Consider the following 17,411-nt stretch of genomic DNA (forward strand, 5'->3'; position numbering starts at 1 on the left):
GCGCCCGGCACGACGTCAGGCGCCGCCCGCCCACTTCCGCAGCGCGTCCTTCGTGGCGAAGGCGGCGACGTCCTTGTCGTGCGGTTCGCTGGCGTACTGGTGGAAGCGCCACTTGGCCTTGATGCGCGGCTCGCCCGCGGTGACGTAGTCGGCGATCCACAGGCCGTCGCCCGCGTACGACGTGGTGTCGATGTTCAGCCAGAAGTTCCGGTTGCAGTAGAGCACGACCCGGTGGTGCGGCCGCAGCGCCTTCACCTTGCGGATGAAGGAGTCCTTCTGCGCGTTGGAGGCGTGCCTGCCGTCGCCCGTGCTCTCCCAGTCGACGGCGAGGATGTCGCCCGCCTTCTCGGGGGCGTGCTCGACGAAGTACTCGGCCTGGGCCTGGAGGTTGCCGGGCCACAGGAAGTGGTAGAAGCCGACGACCAGACCGGCGTCCCGGGCCCGCTTCGTCTGGGCGGCGAGCCTGGGGTTGACGTAGGACCGGCCCTCCGTCGCCTTGACGAAGACGAAGGAGAGACCGTCCGTGTCGAAGGACGAGGACTGATACGCACTCACATCGATACCGCGCAGCATCGGGGAACTCCCACAATTTCCGTCGGCGGGACAGAAGTTGTACCCCGTACCTGAACGGTCAACCGCCCGCCCCCGCGTGTCGGACGCCCTGAGCAGTACCTGCCGGCGAGTGTGGCTCGACAGACCTTCACGATCGGTGGGTCACGCGCACGTCCCCTTGCCGCTCTCGGCCGGCTCCAGCCACGCCTTGTCGGCGGGCAGTTTCACCGGCTCGTCCGCGACCGGATCCCACAGGACGACCGTGCTGCCTACGACGTTGACGAGCAGGTAGGGGCGATCCGGGTTCAGCGCGGGGCCCTCGCCAGGGATGCGGCCGAGCGCGGTGGTCGTTCGTACGCACGTCCAGGAAGGCTCGACGCCGAAGTACGCCGGCGGTTCCGTGCCGCGCTCGGCAGCGGCCTTGGTGCGTTCGGCGGCCCGACTGGTCGAGTCCAGGGCGATTCCGGCCGTGATGGTCAGGAGGGCGACGAACACCAGGGCGTGCAGCAGGACGTTCGTGCGTTCGCCGGGTGTTGCGTAGAAGTGGTGGCGGTGCCGGGCGATGCCCCACCAGGCAGGGACGACCAGCACGTAGGCCAGCATCGATACGAGCTTCAGCGAGGCGATGAACTGCCACAGGGGCGGGACGTCGAGATCGCTGGTGCTCAGGTCCAGCCTGTCGGCGTACAGGGCATGGAGCACCGAGCCCGCTGCCACGAAACTCGAAATCAGCAGCGTGACGACGAGGGGGACGGCCCATCCGACCCATTCGCCCCACGTCCATTGCCGTACCAGGAGCCAGAGTCCCGTGACCACCCCGAGAATGAGAACGGTGTAGTACATGGTGGAAGGCGTCCAGCCCTCGCTGCCGAGAAGTCCGCGCCCGGCGGCCGCGAACAATCCGGACACCACGAGGATCATCACCGCGCCCATCGCCTTGCCGTCGGGGAAGAGGCGCCAACCGGCCCGTGCTGCCCGCACGGCGCCGGCAAGCGCCAGCAGGCTCCAGAACCACTGACTCGCCGGTACGGCGTGGGCTGCCAAGGCGAGGGCGGCAGCGGGCACGAGAGCCCATAGCACGGCGTGAAGGGCCCGGCGGGTGCCCTCCTCCTCCGGCCATCGGCGCACCGGGTCCTTCCATATGCCGTCCAAGGGCCGGACGGCGATCCTTGAGGCGGTCGCCGGATTCTCGGCGCGGGCCAGGCGCAGGGCTTGTCGTGCGGGACCGGTGATGAGCCCACCGATGTCGTAGCGGCCGCGAGCCATGGCCCAGTTGGCGAAGTACCGGCGCCACCGAGAGTCGAGGGCGCTTCGTCTTCGCCGAGCGTCGATGACGCGCCAGCGGGAGCGCGTCTCTCGGTCCCGGTGCACGCGTTCCGCACGCAAGACGTACGCTTCCAGCCGCGCGGCCTGCGCCACCTTGCGGATCCGATCGGCAGCGCCTCGGTCACATCCCTTGGCGATACCGAAGAGGCGCACCTCGATCTCGTAGACGCAGGAGTCGGGAGACGGGTCGACAGCGTTACCCAGGAGCCCTTGCCCCGCGGGGTGTTCGGCACGGACGGGCCAGCCCTGCTGAAGAAACCGCTCCTTGGCCTCCGCCCAGTCCTGCTGACCGCCGCGCACTTCGACGAAAACCCGCACCCGCTGGTCGTAGCGTGCCTGCGCCATCCGCCGCCCCCTCCCATGGCCACTGCATCGGGCTCCGCCGACGGATGGTCTCATCCAGAAGGTGTGGGCGGTGCTTTGGAGGTCACCACGCTGGAAGCCCAGGGCTGGAGCGAATGCCTGGCTTCGCGCACGGGTGGGTACGGCGAGCGTGCAGAGAAGGCCCTGACAGCGCTGAAAGACACGAACGCGCTGGGCAGGGCCCGTTTCCCTAGCACTCGATGATGTTCACCGCGAGACCGCCCCGGGCCGTCTCCTTGTACTTCACCGACATGTCGGCGCCGGTGTCCTTCATCGTCTTGATGACCTTGTCCAGGGACACCTTGTGCGAGCCGTCGCCGCGCATCGCCATCCGGGCGGCCGTGACCGCCTTGACCGCGGCCATGCCGTTGCGTTCGATGCACGGGATCTGGACCAGGCCGCCGACCGGGTCGCAGGTGAGGCCGAGGTTGTGCTCCATGCCGATCTCCGCGGCGTTCTCGACCTGTTCGGGCGATCCGCCGAGCACCTCCGCCAGCGCGCCCGCCGCCATCGAGCAGGCGGAGCCGACCTCGCCCTGGCAGCCGACCTCGGCGCCGGAGATGGAGGCGTTCTCCTTGAAGAGCATGCCGATCGCACCGGCCGCGAGCAGGAAGCGGACCACGCCGTCCTCGTCGGCGCCGGGCACGAAGTTCATGTAGTAGTGCAGGACCGCGGGGATGATGCCCGCCGCGCCGTTCGTGGGCGCGGTGACGACCCGGCCGCCGGCCGCGTTCTCCTCGTTCACCGCCATCGCGTAGAGCGTGATCCACTCCATCGCGTGCGCCAGTGGATCGCCCTCGGCGCGCAGCTGGCGGGCCGAGACGGCGGCGCGGCGGCGCACCTTCAGGCCGCCCGGCAGGATGCCCTCGCGGGACATGCCCCGCGACACGCACTCCCGCATCACCCGCCAGATCTCCAGCAGCCCGGCCCGGATCTCCTCCTCGGTGCGCCAGGCCCGCTCGTTCTCCAGCATCAGGGCGGAGATCGACAGGCCGGTCTCCCCGGTCAGGCGCAGCAGTTCGTCGCCCGTGCGGAAGGGGTACTTCAGGACCGTGTCGTCCAGCTTGATGCGGTCCGCGCCCACCGCGTCCTCGTCGACGACGAAGCCGCCGCCCACCGAGTAGTACGTCTTCGACAGCAGTTCGGCGCCCGAGGCGTCGCGGGCCCGCAGGATCATGCCGTTGGCGTGGTACGGCAGCGCCTTGCGGCGGTGCAGCACCAGGTCGTCGTCGAAGGAGAACGGGATCTCGTGCCCGCCGAGCAGGCGCAGCCGGCCCGACTCCCTGATGTCCGCCACCCGCTGGTCCGCCGTCTCCACGTCCACCGTGCGCGGGGATTCGCCCTCCAGGCCGAGCAGTACCGCCTTCGGGGTGCCGTGGCCGTGGCCGGTCGCGCCCAGGGAGCCGTACAGCTCGCCGCGCACGGACGCGACGGCCTCCAGCAGGCCCTCGTTGCGCAGCCGGCGGGCGAACATGCGGGCCGCGCGCATCGGGCCGACCGTGTGGGAGCTGGACGGGCCGATGCCGATCGAGAACAGGTCGAAGACCGAGATGGCCACGTTGACTCCTCGGGAAGGGGGCTGCGGGAGGTGCGGAGGTGCGGGAGGTGTCCGCGCGGTGCCCCACTCGCCTTCGAGTGTGCGGGGCACCGCGCGGAAGGGAACGGCGGTGCCGGTCCTACTTGTTCAGACCGGGGTACAGCGGGTGCTTGTCCGCCAGCGCCTTCACCCGGGCCTTCAGCGCATCCACGTCGTAGGACGGCTTCAGCGCCTGCGCGATGACGTCCGCGACCTCGGCGAAGTCCTCGGCACCGAAACCGCGGGTGGCCAGGGCGGGCGTGCCGATGCGCAGACCCGAGGTGACCATCGGCGGGCGCGGGTCGTTCGGGACGGCGTTGCGGTTGACCGTGATGCCGACCTCGTGGAGCCGGTCCTCGGCCTGCTGCCCGTCCAGCTCGGACTCGCGCAGGTCGACCAGGATCAGGTGCACGTCCGTACCGCCGGACAGCACGTTCACCCCGGCCTCGCGGGCGTCCGCCGCCGTCAGGCGCTCGGCGAGGATCCGCGCGCCCTCCACCGTACGGCGCTGGCGCTCCTTGAACTCCTCGCTCGCCGCGACCTTGAAGGACACCGCCTTGGCCGCGATCACGTGCTCCAGGGGGCCGCCCTGGAAGCCCGGGAAGACGGAGGAGTTGAGCTTCTTCGCGAAGTCCTTCTTCGCGAGGATGATGCCGCCGCGCGGTCCGCCCAGCGTCTTGTGCGTGGTGGAGGTGACGACGTCGGCGTGCTCCACCGGGTTCGGGTGCAGACCGGCTGCGACCAGACCGGCGAAGTGGGCCATGTCGACCCACAGGTACGCCCCGGCCTCGTCGGCGATCCGGCGGAACTCGGCGAAGTCCAGCTGCCGCGGGTACGCCGACCAGCCCGCGATGATCACCTTGGGCCGGTGCTCCTTGGCCAGCCGCTCGACCTCGGCCATGTCGACCAGTCCGGTCGCGGAGTCCACGTGGTAGGCCACCACGTTGAACTGCTTGCCGGAGAAGTTCAGCCGCATCCCGTGGGTCAGGTGGCCGCCGTGCGCGAGGTCCAGGCCGAGGATGGTGTCCCCGGGCTGGGCCAGCGCGAACAGGGCGGCCTGGTTGGCGGAGGCGCCCGAGTGCGGCTGGACGTTGGCGTACTCGGCGCCGAACAGGTCCTTGACCCGGTCGATGGCGATCTGCTCGGCGACGTCGACGTGCTCGCAGCCGCCGTAGTAGCGGCGGCCGGGGTAGCCCTCGGCGTACTTGTTGGTGAGGACCGAGCCCTGCGCCTCCATGACCGCGAGCGGAGCGAAGTTCTCCGAGGCGATCATCTCGAGCGTGGACTGCTGGCGGTGCAGCTCGGCGTCGACCGCCGCGGCGACCTCCGGGTCGAGCTCGTGCAGGGGCTTGTTCAGTACGGACATGACGGGGACGACTCCTCAGCCGGCGGTGTGGGCGGCGTACTCGTCGGCGGAGAGCAGGTCGGACGGCTCGTCGGTGACGCGCACCTTGAACAGCCAGCCGCCCTCGAAGGGGGCCGAGTTCACCAGCGACGGGTCGTTGACGACGTCCTCGTTGATCTCGGTGATCTCACCGGTGACGGGGGAGTACAGGTCGGACACGGACTTGGTCGACTCCAGCTCGCCGCAGGACTCGCCCGCGGTCACCGTGGAGCCGACCTCGGGGAGCTGGGCGTAGACGACGTCGCCGAGCGCGTTGGCCGCGAACTCGGTGATGCCGACCGTCGCGACGCCGTCCTCGGCGGCCGACAGCCACTCGTGCTCCTTGCTGTAACGCAGCTGCTGCGGGTTGCTCATGGCCTGAATTCTCCTGTACGCGGGGAAGTGCTGGTGAGTGGGGGACTGCGAAGAACGTGCGTGAGCAGGCGCGATGTGCGCTGTGTCACGCGCGCGCGGCTACGACGGTGTCACTTCTGCCGCTTGTAGAAGGGCAGCGCCACGACCTCGTACGGCTCGTGGGTGCCCCGGATGTCCACACCGACCCCGGGGGTGCCCGGCGCCGCGTGCGCGGCGTCCACGTACGCCATGGCGATCGGCTTGCCCAGCGTGGGGGAGGGGGCGCCGGAGGTGACCTCGCCGATCACCTCGCCGCCGGCGACGACCGGGTACCCGGCGCGCGGGACGCGGCGGCCCTCGGCGACCAGGCCGACGAGGACGCGGGGAGGCTCGGCGGCGGCCCGGTCGGCGGCCTCCAGCAGTGCCGTCCGCCCCACGAAGTCGCCCTCCTTGCCGAACTTCACGACCCGGCCGAGGCCGGCGTCGAACGGCGTCACCGACGTGCTCAGCTCGTGCCCGTACAGCGGCATGCCCGCCTCCAGGCGCAGCGTGTCGCGGCAGGACAGGCCGCAGGGGACCAGTCCGGCGGGCGCGCCCGCCTCGGTCAGCGCCTGCCACACCTTCTCCGCGTCGGACGGGGCGACGAACAGTTCGAAGCCGTCCTCGCCGGTGTAGCCGGTGCGCGCGATCAGGGCCGGCACGCCCGCGACCGTGCCGGGCAGGCCCGCGTAGTACTTCAGGCCGTCCAGGTCGGCGTCCGTGAGGGACTTCAGGATGCCGGGGGACTCGGGGCCCTGGACGGCGATCAGCGCGTAGGCGTCCCGGTCGTCGCGCACCTCGGCGTCGAAGCCGGCGGAGCGCTCGACGAGGGCGTCCAGGACGACCTGGGCGTTGGAGGCGTTGGCCACGACCAGGTAGTCGGTCTCGGCGAGCCGGTAGACGATCAGGTCGTCGAGGATGCCGCCGTCCGCACGGCAGATCATGGTGTAGCGGGCGCGGCCCGTCCGCACGCCGCCGATGTCGCCCACCAGGGCGTGGTCGAGCAGGGCGGCGGCCTGCGGGCCGGTCACGGCGATCTCGCCCATGTGGGAGAGGTCGAACAGGCCCGCGCTGGTGCGTACGGCGTTGTGCTCGTCGCGCTCGGAGCCGTAGCGCAGCGGCATGTCCCAGCCGGCGAAGTCGGTCATCGTCGCGCCGAGCGAGCGGTGCACGGCGTCGAGGGCGGTGTGACGGAGTTCGGTACTGCTCATCGGTCGGTCGTCTCCCAAGGCGATGGGGCCCCCGTGCGAGCGAAGCCGGGCATGGGGGAAGCGAGGTCGTTCCTCCCCATCTGTCATCGGAACCTGAGAGGTTCGCCATGACCAGGCAAGGGATCACGGCTTGCACCTTGGGTGGAGCCGCTGGTCGACAGCGGCCCGCTTTTCAGATGTGCCTCGCCCGCGCGGTAACGGGGCCTGAGAGATTCAAGGGAGGGACTTGCTCCTTCGGCGTCCCGGTGAGGCGCACGTGGCGACGCGAACGTGGCGACGCGTACGTGCTGCCGGGAACTCTCCCGCGCGGATTCAAACGGCCGGTATGCAGTTGGCGGGCTCATCATTGCACGCCTCGGCGGATGGTGGGCGGTCGGTACTTGTGACAGGCCTGTGGCCGTAAAGGCACCGAACCGGGAGACAGCTTGGATTACTTTCTCTTTACATTCGGTGGGGAGAAGTTCTCTGACCCCCGCAGGGAGGACGATCACGGTGACAAGGCCCACGGCGTATGCGACGACCTCGGCTATCGCGCTGCCCGACCAGCCCACGGCCCCGGCCCGCGAGCGGTGCGCGGCCCGGCCGGCGCCGGTCGTCCGCGACCTGCGCGAGCGGTCCGGCCGCAGCCCGCACGCCCTGCTGTTCGGTTCCCGCGACGTCGTCGTGGTCACCGGCCTGCCCGGCAGCGGCAAGTCCACCCTGATGAAGCGGGCGGTGACGGGCCTGCGCATCGACTCCCAGGACGCCCGTGACCGCTGGGAGAGCCGCATGCCGCGCTTCCTGCCCTACGCCGTCTACCGCCCCCTGGTCCGCCTCGCCCACTACGCGGGACTGCGCCGCGCCCTGCGCTCCGGCGAGGGCGTCGTCGTGCACGACTGCGGCACCCAGGCGTGGGTGCGCGGCTGGCTCGCCCGGGAGGCCCGCCGCCGCGGCGGCACGCTGCACCTGCTGCTGCTCGACGTCGCGCCCGAGGCCGCGCTGGAGGGGCAGCGCGAGCGGGGCCGCGGCGTCTCCCGGTACGCCTTCGCCCGGCACCGCGCGGCCGTGTCCCGGCTGCTGCGCGCGGTGGAACGCGGGGATCTGCCCGACGGCTGCGGCTCGGCGATCCTCCTGGACCGCCCGGCCTCCGGCGTCCTGCGCAGAATCGCCTTCCCGGACTGACCCCGGCCACCCACCGCGGCCCGCGCGCCCGCCGTCGGACGCCACCCGCCACGCCGCGGCGCGGTGCGCGGTGCGCGGTGCGCGAGAGGTCGCGGGCTGACCGGTCGGCGGGTGGTACCCGTTAGCCTTTTCAGCCACAGCAGGTTCCAAGCAGGCGGTAGGCAGATGGACTTCCCGGCGGCGGGCTTCCCCGCGGACATCCCGGCACAGGCGCACCCCCACCCGCACGGCGGATGGCCCGGCAACGAACTGGAGGAGGTGCTCTCCGCCTCCCTCGGCGTGCCCACCGCGGGCGGGCGGATCGTCGAGGTGCTCGGGCGCAGCTTCCTCTGGGTGCCGCTGCCCAACGGCGGCGGCCCGGACAGCGGCCCCCTCGACCTGCCCACCCTCGAGATCGACGGGCAGGCCTACGTGCCGGTCTTCAGCTCGGAGGAGCAGTTCCGTCAGGTCGTCGGCAACCACATGTCGTACACCATTGCGCCGGCCGTCGAGTTCGCCCGCGGCCTGCCGCCGCAGATCGGCATCGCCGTGAACCCGGACGGCGTGGTCGGCGTCCCGCTCCCGCCGGCCGCCGTGGCCGAGCTGTGCCGCGCCGGCCGCACCTCGCTGGACGGCCCCGGAGCCGGCGGCCGCGTCCGCCTCTTCGAGCCGGACTGGCAGGACGACCCGGTCGACTTCCTCGCCGCGGCCACCGCGGAGTTCGCCGACACCGGCGTCGTCACCACGGCCCGCCGGTGCCTGGCCGCGATCGAGACGGCGGACCCGGTGATGTTCGTGGGCGTGGAGCTGTCCCAGTGGGAGGGGGACTTCAGGGCGCTGCCCCTGGAGGCCCTCGGCCGGGCGCTGGCCAAGGCCCCCACCCGGTGGCCGGTCAACCTGGTCCTGCTGGACGTCACCGACGACCCGGTGGCGGTCTGGATGCGCGACCAGGTCAGGCCGTTCTACACGAGGGATCACCTGTAACCGCTGCCCGCCGGCAGCCGGCCCGCAGGGGTGAGGGCGCCGCGCGACCGGCCCCGGCGGACACGTACTCGCCGTCGGTCGCGGGGCCCCGGACCCCCGGGCGCTTAAGCTGGTTTCATATCCGCAGCAACTTTCAGAAGGGGCGGTACAGGTGAGCGCCAGCGGCACCACGACCGGCCAGGTCGAGCACATGCTGCGCCAGGTGACGCCCGGGCGCTACGACGCCTACGAGGCGCTGCTCAGGGCGCTCGCGACCCCGTCCTCCGGCCAGGTCTGGATGCTGCTCTGGCACGGCCAGGCCGGGTCCCCCGACGCGCAGTACGGGAACATGGAGGTCGACGGCTTCAGCTACGCCCCCTGCGTGACCTCCGCGCAGGAGCTGTCGGCCAGTGGCTGGAACCGTTCCTACGAGGTCGTCGACGGGCTCGACGTGGCCCGCACCCTGTACCCCGACCACTACGGCCTCTGGCTCAACCCGCACGCCCCCGGCGGCGGCGTCGGCATCCCCTGGCTGGACCTGCGCCGCATCGCCACCGGCCTCGACCGCCAGCCGGCCGGCCCGCTGCGTCTTTCGGAGCCCGGGATCGAGATCCCGCAGTTCTACGCGCTGCTCGCGCAGAACGCCCACCGTACCCCGGCCGTCCGCTCGCTGCGCCGCGCCTGGGTGCAGCCGGCGCTCGGAGCGCCGTACCTCGCCATCGGCCTGGACGTGTACGACACCTCGCCGCCCGCGGTGGACTCGGTGCGGGCGATGATGCAGCAGTCCATCGGGGCGGTGCCGGACGGCCTGCCGGTGTCGACCGTGGCGATGTCCGACGGCTACGACCCGGTCGCGATGTGGCTGCGGGCGAACGCCCGTCCGTTCTACGACCGCGAAGCGCACGCGGCCCCCGCACAGGCCCCGGCAGCCGGATACGGCTATCCGCCGGCCCACGGCGCATACTGAGACGACCTCACAGCCCGCCCGTAGGGGGTGCTGTTCTTCGCGCGTAGATGGCGGCGTAAGATCCTCCCGTGTCCCATATAGCCACACCCGTCCCTGTCCGACCCTCGCTACCCACTGTCCGGATAACGGAACCCTCCAGCCCGCATCACGTTTACGCATCCTTTCCCCGTCAAGTCTGGCAACAGATCGCCAAAGCGTTGAAGACTCCCGCTCCAGGGGCCTCTGCCCCTGTGTACGACGGACTGATGACGCCGCTACAGCGGCAAGTGCGGGCCGGCTACCGCCGGTTGAGAGGGGTCCCTGCCAGATGACGGCACCATTGCACGAGCCGACCGCGGAAGCGGCCCCGAGCGCGGCCGAGGAAGCGGCGGTTGCCAGCGCCGGAGTGAAGGCCGTACAGGGGCGTTCCCTGGGCCGGATCGCCTGGGAGCGCCTGAAGCGGGACAAGCTCGCCCTCACGGGCGGCATCGTCGTGCTCGTCCTCATCGTGCTCGCCCTGCTCGCGCCGGTGATCACCAGCCTGCTCGGTCAGGACCCGGACGCCTACCACGAGAGCCTGATCGACCCGCTGTTCGGCACCCCCAAGGGCTCCCTGGGCGGCATCAGCGGTGACCACCTGCTGGGCGTCGAGCCGGTCAACGGCCGTGACATCCTCGCCCGCATCCTCTACGGCGCCCGCGTCTCGCTCCTGGTCGGCTTCCTGTCCGCGATGGTCGCCGTCGTCCTCGGCACCGTGCTGGGCATCCTCGCCGGCTTCTTCGGCGGCTGGGTCGACTCCCTGATCAGCCGCGTGATGGACGGTCTGCTGGCCTTCCCGCAGCTGCTGTTCACCATCGCCCTGGTCTCCGTCATGCCGAGCACCATGCTCGGGCTGACCGGCTCCAGCGTGCGTGTCTTCGTGATGATCCTGGTCATCGGCTTCTTCGGCTGGCCCTACATCGGACGCGTGGTGCGCGGCCAGACGCTCTCGATGCGCGAGCGCGAGTACGTCGAGGCCGCCCGATCGCTGGGCGCCGGGCAGTTCTACATCCTGTTCAAGGAACTGCTGCCCAACCTCGTCGCGCCGATCATCGTGTACACGACGATGATGATCCCGACGAACATTCTGACCGAGGCGGCCCTCAGCTTCCTGGGCGTCGGCGTCAAGCCGCCCACGTCCTCGTGGGGGCAGATGCTCTCCAGCGCGATCGACTACTACGAGTCGGACCCCATGTACATGGTGGTCCCGGGCGTGGCGATCTTCATCACCGTCCTCGCCTTCAACCTCTTCGGCGACGGCGTGCGCGACGCGCTGGACCCCAAGGGCTCCCGCTGAATTGCCGTACCGCAAAGCGTCCCGTGGCACCTGCACGGGGTCTCTCATCAAATCCGGAGGATCCGAGATCGTGACTACCCAACGCACCTCAGGGCGGCGTAAGCAGGCTTTGGCCGCTGCTGCCGCGGTCGCCGCGCTGCTGACCACGGCAGCGTGCGGCGGCGGCGACGACGACAGCAACGGTGGTGGGTCGAAGACCGGTGCGGCCGGCTTCGACGCCGCCAACAACAAGGTCGCCCAGGCATCGCTCGCCAAGAAGGGTGGCACGCTGAAGTTCGGTGGTGCCCAGGACGCCGACTCGTGGGACACCACGCGCGGTTACTACGGCTTCATGTGGAACTTCGCCCGCTACTACAGCCGCCAACTGGTCACGGGCAAGACCGAGCCCGGCAAGGCCGGCGCCGAGCTGACCCCGGACCTCGCGGACGGCCTCGCCAAGGTCACCGACGACGGCAAGACCTACACGTACCACCTGCGTGACGGCGTCACGTGGGAGGACGGCAAGCCGATCACGTCCAAGGACGTCAAGTACGGCATAGAGCGCGTGTGGGCGCAGGACGTGCTGTCCGGCGGCCCGACCTACCTGAAGGACTTCCTGGACCCGAAGGGCGAGTACAAGGGCCCGTACAAGGACTCGTCCAAGGACAAGCTGGGTCTGAAGGCGATCGAGACGCCCGACGACAAGACGATCGTCTTCCACCTGCCGAAGGCCAACTCGGACTTCGAGGAGGTGCTCGGCCTGGTGTCGGCGTCCCCGGTCCGCCAGGACAAGGACACCAAGTCCAAGTACGGTCTGCACCCGTTCTCCTCCGGCCCGTACAAGTTCGCGTCCTACGCCCCGGGCAAGGACCTGACCCTGGTCCGCAACCCCGAGTGGAAGCAGGCCTCGGACCCGATCCGCAAGGCGTACCCGGACAAGATCACGGTCAAGTTCTTCTCGGACGCCAACCAGCTCGACCAGCGCCTGCTCAACGGTGACCTGGACCTGGACATCAACCAGACCGGCATGTCGCCGCAGGGCCGCACCACCGCCCTGAAGCAGCACAAGGCCAACCTGGACAACCCGGTCTCCGGCTACATCCGTTACGCGGTCTTCCCGCAGAGCGTGAAGCCGTTCGACAACATCCACTGCCGCAAGGCCGTGATCTACGGCGCCGACCACGTGTCGCTGCAGACCGCCCGTGGTGGCCCGGTCGCCGGTGGTGACATCGGCACCAACATGCTCCCGCCGTCCGTCCCGGGTGCCGAGGGCCAGAAGTACGACCCGTACCAGCTCGCCGGTGCCAACAAGAACGGCAGCGCGGCCAAGGCCAAGGAAGAGCTGAAGGCCTGCGGCAAGCCGAGCGGCTTCTCCACCACCATCGCGGTCCGCAACAACAAGCCGGTCGAGGTGGCCACGGCCCAGTCGCTGCAGGCGTCGCTGAAGAAGGTCGGCATCAACGCCCAGATCGACCAGTACGACGGCTCGCAGACCGCCGGCATCATCGGCAGCCCGTCGAACGTCAAGAAGAAGAACTACGGCATCATCATCATGGGTTGGGGCCCGGACTTCCCGACCGTCCAGGGCTTCGGTCTGCCGCTGTGGGACAGCAAGTACATCCTGGAGAGCGGTAACAACAACTACGCCCTCATCAAGGACAAGGCGATCGACGGCCTGTTCGACCAGTACGTCACCACGCTGGACGACGCCGGCAAGACCAAGATCTCCTCGGAGATCAACCACAAGGTCATGGAGGGCGGTTACTACCTGCCCTTCGTCTTCGAGAAGTTCATCAACTGGCGCTCGGACAACCTGGCGAACGTCTACACGTCGGACAACTACAGCGGCATGTACGACTTCGTCAACCTCGGTCTGAAGTCCGCGAAGTAAACCCGGCACACCCGCCGTACGGCACGAAAGGCAGGTGAAGGCCGGCGCGGCGTGACCGCGGGTCACCTGGGGGCACCTCCCACGCTCATGAGGCGGTGGGGGAGACCGCAGGTGGCCCGCGGTCCGCGGCGGGCCGTTAGCTGTGCTCGCTTACCTCATCAGGCGGCTGTTCGCCGCCGCAGTGATGCTCGTGGTCATCGTCATGGTGGTCTTCGGCATCTTTTTCCTCGTCCCCAAGTGGGCGGGCGTGGACATCGCCGCGAGCTTCGTGGGCAAGCAGGCCGACCCGGCCGCCGTCGAAGCGGTGCGGCAGAAGCTCGGACTCGGCGACCCGATCTACTCCCAGGTCTGGGAGTTCTTCAAGGGCATCTTCGTCGGCCGCACCTACTCGGGCGGTGGCGACGTCACCCAGTGCGCCGCGCCGTGCTTCGGCTACTCCTTCCGCAGCGAGCAGGCCGTCTGGCCGGTGCTCACCGACCGCTTCCCGGTGACCCTGGGTCTCGCGCTCGGTGCCGCCGTGCTGTGGCTGGTCTTCGGCGTCGCGGCGGGTGTGCTCTCCGCCCTGAAGCGGGGCACCGTCTGGGACCGCGGCGCGATGGTCGTCGCGCTGTCGGGTGTCTCCCTGCCCATCTACTTCACCGGCATGCTCTCGCTGGCGATCTTCGCCTACGGGCTGAAATGGATCGACGCGCAGTACGTGCCGCTCGACCAGAGCTTCGGCGGCTGGTTCGGCGGCATGATCCTTCCCTGGATCACCCTCGCGTTCCTGTACGCGGCCATGTACGCCCGGATCACCCGCGCCACCATGCTGGAGATCCTCGGCGAGGACTACATCCGCACCGCCCGCGCGAAGGGCCTCAAGGAGCAGGTCGTCATCGGCAAGCACGCCATGCGCTCGACGATGACGCCGATCCTGACGATGCTCGGCATGGACCTCGGAGCCCTCATCGGCGGCGCCATCCTGACGGAGTCGACGTTCAACCTGCCCGGTCTCGGCCGTGCGGTGCTCGACGCCATCAAGAACCAGGACCTGCCCATCATCCTGGGCGTCACCCTGATCACTTCCCTCGCGGTGCTGATCGCCAACCTCGTGGTGGACATCCTCTACGCCGTGATCGACCCCCGAGTGAGGCTCGCATGACCGAACTCAGCAAGACCGGAGCAGCCGTGGGCGAGCCCACCTCGGCCTCGCCGGCCCCGACGTCCTTCCTGGAGGTGCGCGACCTCAAGGTGCACTTCCCGACCGACGACGGTCTGGTCAAGTCCGTCGACGGGCTCACCTTCCACCTGGAGAAGGGCAAGACCCTCGGCATCGTGGGCGAGTCCGGCTCCGGCAAGTCGGTGACCTCGCTCGGCATCATGGGCCTGCACACCGCCGGCCAGTACGGCAAGCGCAAGGCGCAGATCTCCGGCGAGATCTGGCTGGACGGCACCGAGCTGCTGTCCGCCGATCCCGAGTACGTGCGCAAGCTGCGCGGCCGCGAGATGGCGATGATCTTCCAGGACCCGCTGTCGGCGCTGCACCCGTACTACACGATCGGGCAGCAGATCGTGGAGGCGTACCGCATCCACCACGACGTCGACAAGAAGACCGCCCGGCGCCGTGCGATCGAGATGCTCGACCGGGTCGGCATCCCGCAGCCGGACAAGCGGGTGGACAGCTACCCGCACGAGTTCTCCGGCGGTATGCGCCAGCGCGCGATGATCGCGATGTCGCTGGTCAACAACCCCGAGCTGCTGATCGCGGACGAGCCGACGACCGCCCTGGACGTGACCGTCCAGGCGCAGATCCTCGACCTCATCCGCGATCTGCAGAAGGAGTTCGGCTCCGCGGTCATCGTCATCACCCACGACCTGGGCGTCGTCGCCGAGCTGGCCGACGACATCCTGGTGATGTACGGCGGCCGCTGCGTCGAACGCGGCCCGGCGGACAAGGTGTTCTACGAGCCCCGCCACCCCTACACCTGGGGCCTGCTCGGCTCGATGCCGCGCCTGGACCGTGAGCAGCAGGACCGTCTGGTCCCGGTCAAGGGGGCGCCGCCCTCTCTGATCAACCTGCCGTCCGGCTGCGCCTTCCACCCGCGGTGCCCGTACGCGGACATCCCGAAGGACAACATCACCCGCACGGTCCGCCCCGAGCTGACCGAGGTCGGCAGCCAGCACTGGGCCGCCTGCCACATGACCAAGGAGCAGCGGGAGCGCATCTGGATCGAAGAGATTGCGCCGAAGCTGTGAGCGAGGACAAAGCAGTGAGCATCCCTGCGCAGGGCAAAGGCGCCGTGGCCACCAAGGAGAACGCCGCCTCCGGCGAGACCCTGCTGAAGGTGACCGGGCTGCAGAAGCACTTCCCGATCAAGAAGGGCCTGCTCCAGCGGCAGGTCGGCGCCGTGCACGCGGTCGACGGCCTCGACTTCGAGGTCAGGTCCGGCGAGACGCTCGGCGTCGTGGGCGAGTCCGGCTGCGGCAAGTCGACCATGGGCCGGCTGATCACCCGGCTGCTGGAGCCGACCGGCGGCCGGATCGAGTTCGAGGGCCGGGACATCACGCACCTCGGGGTGGGCGGCATGCGCCCGATGCGCCGCGACGTGCAGATGATCTTCCAGGACCCGTACTCGTCGCTGAACCCGCGCCACACCATCGGCACCATCATCGGCGCCCCCTTCAAGCTCCAGGGCGTCACGCCCGAGGGCGGCATCAAGAAGGAGGTCCAGCGGCTGCTGTCGGTGGTCGGTCTCAACCCCGAGCACTACAACCGCTACCCGCACGAGTTCTCCGGCGGCCAGCGCCAGCGCATCGGCATCGCCCGCGCGCTCGCGCTGAAGCCGAAGCTGGTCGTGGCCGACGAGCCGGTCTCCGCGCTTGACGTGTCGATCCAGGCCCAGGTCGTCAACCTGCTCGACGACCTCCAGGAAGAGCTGGGCCTGACGTACGTGATCATCGCGCACGACCTGTCGGTCGTCCGGCACGTCTCGGACCGGATCGCGGTGATGTACCTCGGCAAGATCGTCGAGCTGGCCGACCGGGACGCGCTGTACCGGGCGCCGATGCACCCGTACACCAAGGCGCTGATGTCGGCGGTGCCGATCCCGGACCCCCGGCGCAAGAACGCCAAGAGCGAGCGCATCCTGCTCAAGGGCGATGTGCCGTCGCCGATCTCCCCGCCGAGCGGCTGCCGGTTCCACACCCGGTGCTGGAAAGCGACGGAGATCTGCCGGACGACCGAGCCGCCGCTGCTGGAGCTGAAGCCCGGTCAGCAGGTGGCCTGCCACCACCCGGAGAACTTCGAGGACCAGGCCCCGCAGGACACCGTGCTGCTGACCGCCGCGAAGGAGGCGGCGGAGCTGGTGTCCGACGAGGTGCTGGCGGAGTCGGCGGCGACGTCGGCCGCGGTGGCCGCGGAGGTCGCGGAGACCGAGGCCGAGGCGGCGACCGAGGCCGAGGCCGGAGCGACGACGGAGGCCGGTGCGGACGCGGAGACCGCGCCCGAGACCGAGGCCGGTGCCGAGGCCGAGGCGGGCTCCGGCGCCGCCGCGGAGGGCACCGACGGCCAGGACCCGCTCAAGAAGTAACCTCCGAGGCAGCGTCCGAAGCGGCCATACCCTCAGCGAGCCCCCACCTTGCATTGCAAGGTGGGGGTTTGTTTCTGGGTGAGAATGGAAGGGTGCTTCAGCAACTGTTCAGCCCTTCCGTCCAGCACACGCTCGACGTCGTCGGCATCTTCGTGTTCGCCATCTCCGGCGCGCTGCTGGCCGTGCGCAAGAACTTCGACGTCTTCGGCATCGCCGTCCTCGCCGAGGTCACCGCGCTGGGCGGCGGGCTGTTCCGGGACCTGGTCATCGGGGCCGTGCCGCCGGCCGCCTTCACCGACCTCGGGTACTTCATCACCCCGCTGCTCGCGGCCCTCCTGGTCTTCTTCCTGCACCCCCAGGTGGAGCGCATCCAGTCCGCGGTCAACGTCTTCGACGCGGCCGGCCTCGGCCTGTTCTGCGTCGCCGGGACGACGAAGGCGTACGACTACGGGCTCAACCTCACGTCCTCGGCCGCCCTGGGCCTGGCCACCGCCGTCGGCGGCGGTGTGCTGCGGGACGTGCTCGCCAACGAGGTGCCCTCGCTGCTGCGCTGGGACCGCGACCTGTACGCGGTCCCGGCGATCGTCGGCGCCACCATGGTCGCCCTGTGCATCCGCTACGACGCCGTCACCCCGGTCACCACCGGGCTCGCGGTGGTGACCGCCTTCGTGCTGCGGCTGCTCGCGATGCGGTTCCACTGGCGGGCCCCGCGCGCCTGGAACCGGCGCTCGACGGTGCGGGAGGAGGAGCCGGTCGTGCAGTGACGCCGCCCGAAGAAAAGC

15 protein-coding genes and 2 riboswitches are annotated in these 17,411 nt (G+C 70.0%); of the genes, 9 read left to right on the forward strand and 6 right to left on the reverse strand.

Annotation, left to right across the window (positions count from 1 at the left end):
* Positions 1-15: 15 nt before the first annotated feature.
* From ACZ5GT_RS00090 to gcvT, 6 genes are all read right to left on the reverse strand, one after another.
* Positions 16-573 carry a glycoside hydrolase family 25 protein gene (locus tag ACZ5GT_RS00090; RefSeq protein ID WP_469011800.1) on the reverse strand — a complete coding sequence of 186 codons (558 nt, stop codon included), beginning with the start codon at positions 571-573 and terminating at the stop codon, positions 16-18.
* A gap of 141 nt (positions 574-714) precedes the next feature.
* On the reverse strand, positions 715-2,223 hold the full coding sequence (locus ACZ5GT_RS00095; RefSeq protein ID WP_469011803.1) for a hypothetical protein: 1,509 nt from the start codon (positions 2,221-2,223) through the stop codon (positions 715-717).
* A gap of 208 nt (positions 2,224-2,431) precedes the next feature.
* A complete protein-coding gene (locus ACZ5GT_RS00100; protein WP_469011806.1) occupies positions 2,432-3,799 on the reverse strand; it encodes an L-serine ammonia-lyase in 1,368 nt (455 codons plus the stop codon).
* Positions 3,800-3,917: 118 nt separating this feature from the next.
* Positions 3,918-5,183, reverse strand: coding sequence for a serine hydroxymethyltransferase (glyA, locus tag ACZ5GT_RS00105; RefSeq protein WP_469011808.1), 1,266 nt, complete (start codon positions 5,181-5,183; stop codon positions 3,918-3,920).
* 15 nt (positions 5,184-5,198) lie between these two features.
* Positions 5,199-5,576: a glycine cleavage system protein GcvH gene (gene gcvH / locus ACZ5GT_RS00110; RefSeq protein ID WP_469011810.1), complete on the reverse strand. Its 378-nt coding sequence runs from the start codon at positions 5,574-5,576 to the stop codon at positions 5,199-5,201.
* A gap of 110 nt (positions 5,577-5,686) precedes the next feature.
* On the reverse strand, positions 5,687-6,805 hold the full coding sequence (gcvT, locus tag ACZ5GT_RS00115) for a glycine cleavage system aminomethyltransferase GcvT (RefSeq protein WP_469011812.1): 1,119 nt from the start codon (positions 6,803-6,805) through the stop codon (positions 5,687-5,689).
* 70 nt (positions 6,806-6,875) lie between these two features.
* Positions 6,876-6,987, reverse strand: a riboswitch (glycine riboswitch).
* A riboswitch (glycine riboswitch) is annotated at positions 6,988-7,120 on the reverse strand.
* A gap of 177 nt (positions 7,121-7,297) precedes the next feature.
* Here gcvT and ACZ5GT_RS00120 point away from each other — a divergent pair.
* The 9 genes from ACZ5GT_RS00120 to ACZ5GT_RS00160 all read left to right on the forward strand — a co-directional run bounded on the left by ACZ5GT_RS00120 (position 7,298) and on the right by ACZ5GT_RS00160 (position 17,393).
* Positions 7,298-7,966 carry an AAA family ATPase gene (locus tag ACZ5GT_RS00120; RefSeq protein ID WP_469011814.1) on the forward strand — a complete coding sequence of 223 codons (669 nt, stop codon included), beginning with the start codon at positions 7,298-7,300 and terminating at the stop codon, positions 7,964-7,966.
* A gap of 165 nt (positions 7,967-8,131) precedes the next feature.
* Positions 8,132-8,929: an enhanced serine sensitivity protein SseB gene (locus tag ACZ5GT_RS00125; protein ID WP_469011817.1), complete on the forward strand. Its 798-nt coding sequence runs from the start codon at positions 8,132-8,134 to the stop codon at positions 8,927-8,929.
* Positions 8,930-9,080: 151 nt separating this feature from the next.
* On the forward strand, positions 9,081-9,875 hold the full coding sequence (locus tag ACZ5GT_RS00130; protein WP_469011820.1) for an enhanced serine sensitivity protein SseB C-terminal domain-containing protein: 795 nt from the start codon (positions 9,081-9,083) through the stop codon (positions 9,873-9,875).
* Positions 9,876-10,182: 307 nt separating this feature from the next.
* Positions 10,183-11,190 carry an ABC transporter permease gene (locus tag ACZ5GT_RS00135; RefSeq protein WP_469011822.1) on the forward strand — a complete coding sequence of 336 codons (1,008 nt, stop codon included), beginning with the start codon at positions 10,183-10,185 and terminating at the stop codon, positions 11,188-11,190.
* Between the two features lie 70 nt (positions 11,191-11,260).
* Complete coding sequence (locus ACZ5GT_RS00140; protein ID WP_469011826.1) at positions 11,261-13,060, forward strand: ABC transporter substrate-binding protein; 1,800 nt, start codon at positions 11,261-11,263, stop codon at positions 13,058-13,060.
* A 142-nt stretch (positions 13,061-13,202) separates the two neighbouring features.
* Positions 13,203-14,201 carry an ABC transporter permease gene (locus ACZ5GT_RS00145; RefSeq protein WP_469011827.1) on the forward strand — a complete coding sequence of 333 codons (999 nt, stop codon included), beginning with the start codon at positions 13,203-13,205 and terminating at the stop codon, positions 14,199-14,201.
* Complete coding sequence (locus ACZ5GT_RS00150; protein WP_469011830.1) at positions 14,198-15,295, forward strand: ABC transporter ATP-binding protein; 1,098 nt, start codon at positions 14,198-14,200, stop codon at positions 15,293-15,295. The genes ACZ5GT_RS00145 and ACZ5GT_RS00150 overlap by 4 nt, the downstream gene beginning before the upstream one ends.
* 14 nt (positions 15,296-15,309) lie before the next feature.
* Positions 15,310-16,629 carry an ABC transporter ATP-binding protein gene (locus ACZ5GT_RS00155; RefSeq protein ID WP_469011833.1) on the forward strand — a complete coding sequence of 440 codons (1,320 nt, stop codon included), beginning with the start codon at positions 15,310-15,312 and terminating at the stop codon, positions 16,627-16,629.
* Between the two features lie 92 nt (positions 16,630-16,721).
* Entirely contained in the window at positions 16,722-17,393 is a 672-nt protein-coding gene (locus ACZ5GT_RS00160; RefSeq protein ID WP_469011836.1) for a trimeric intracellular cation channel family protein, read from the forward strand.
* Positions 17,394-17,411 lie beyond the last annotated feature (18 nt).

It is taken from the genome of Streptomyces sp. NPDC031340, assembly GCF_055569945.1.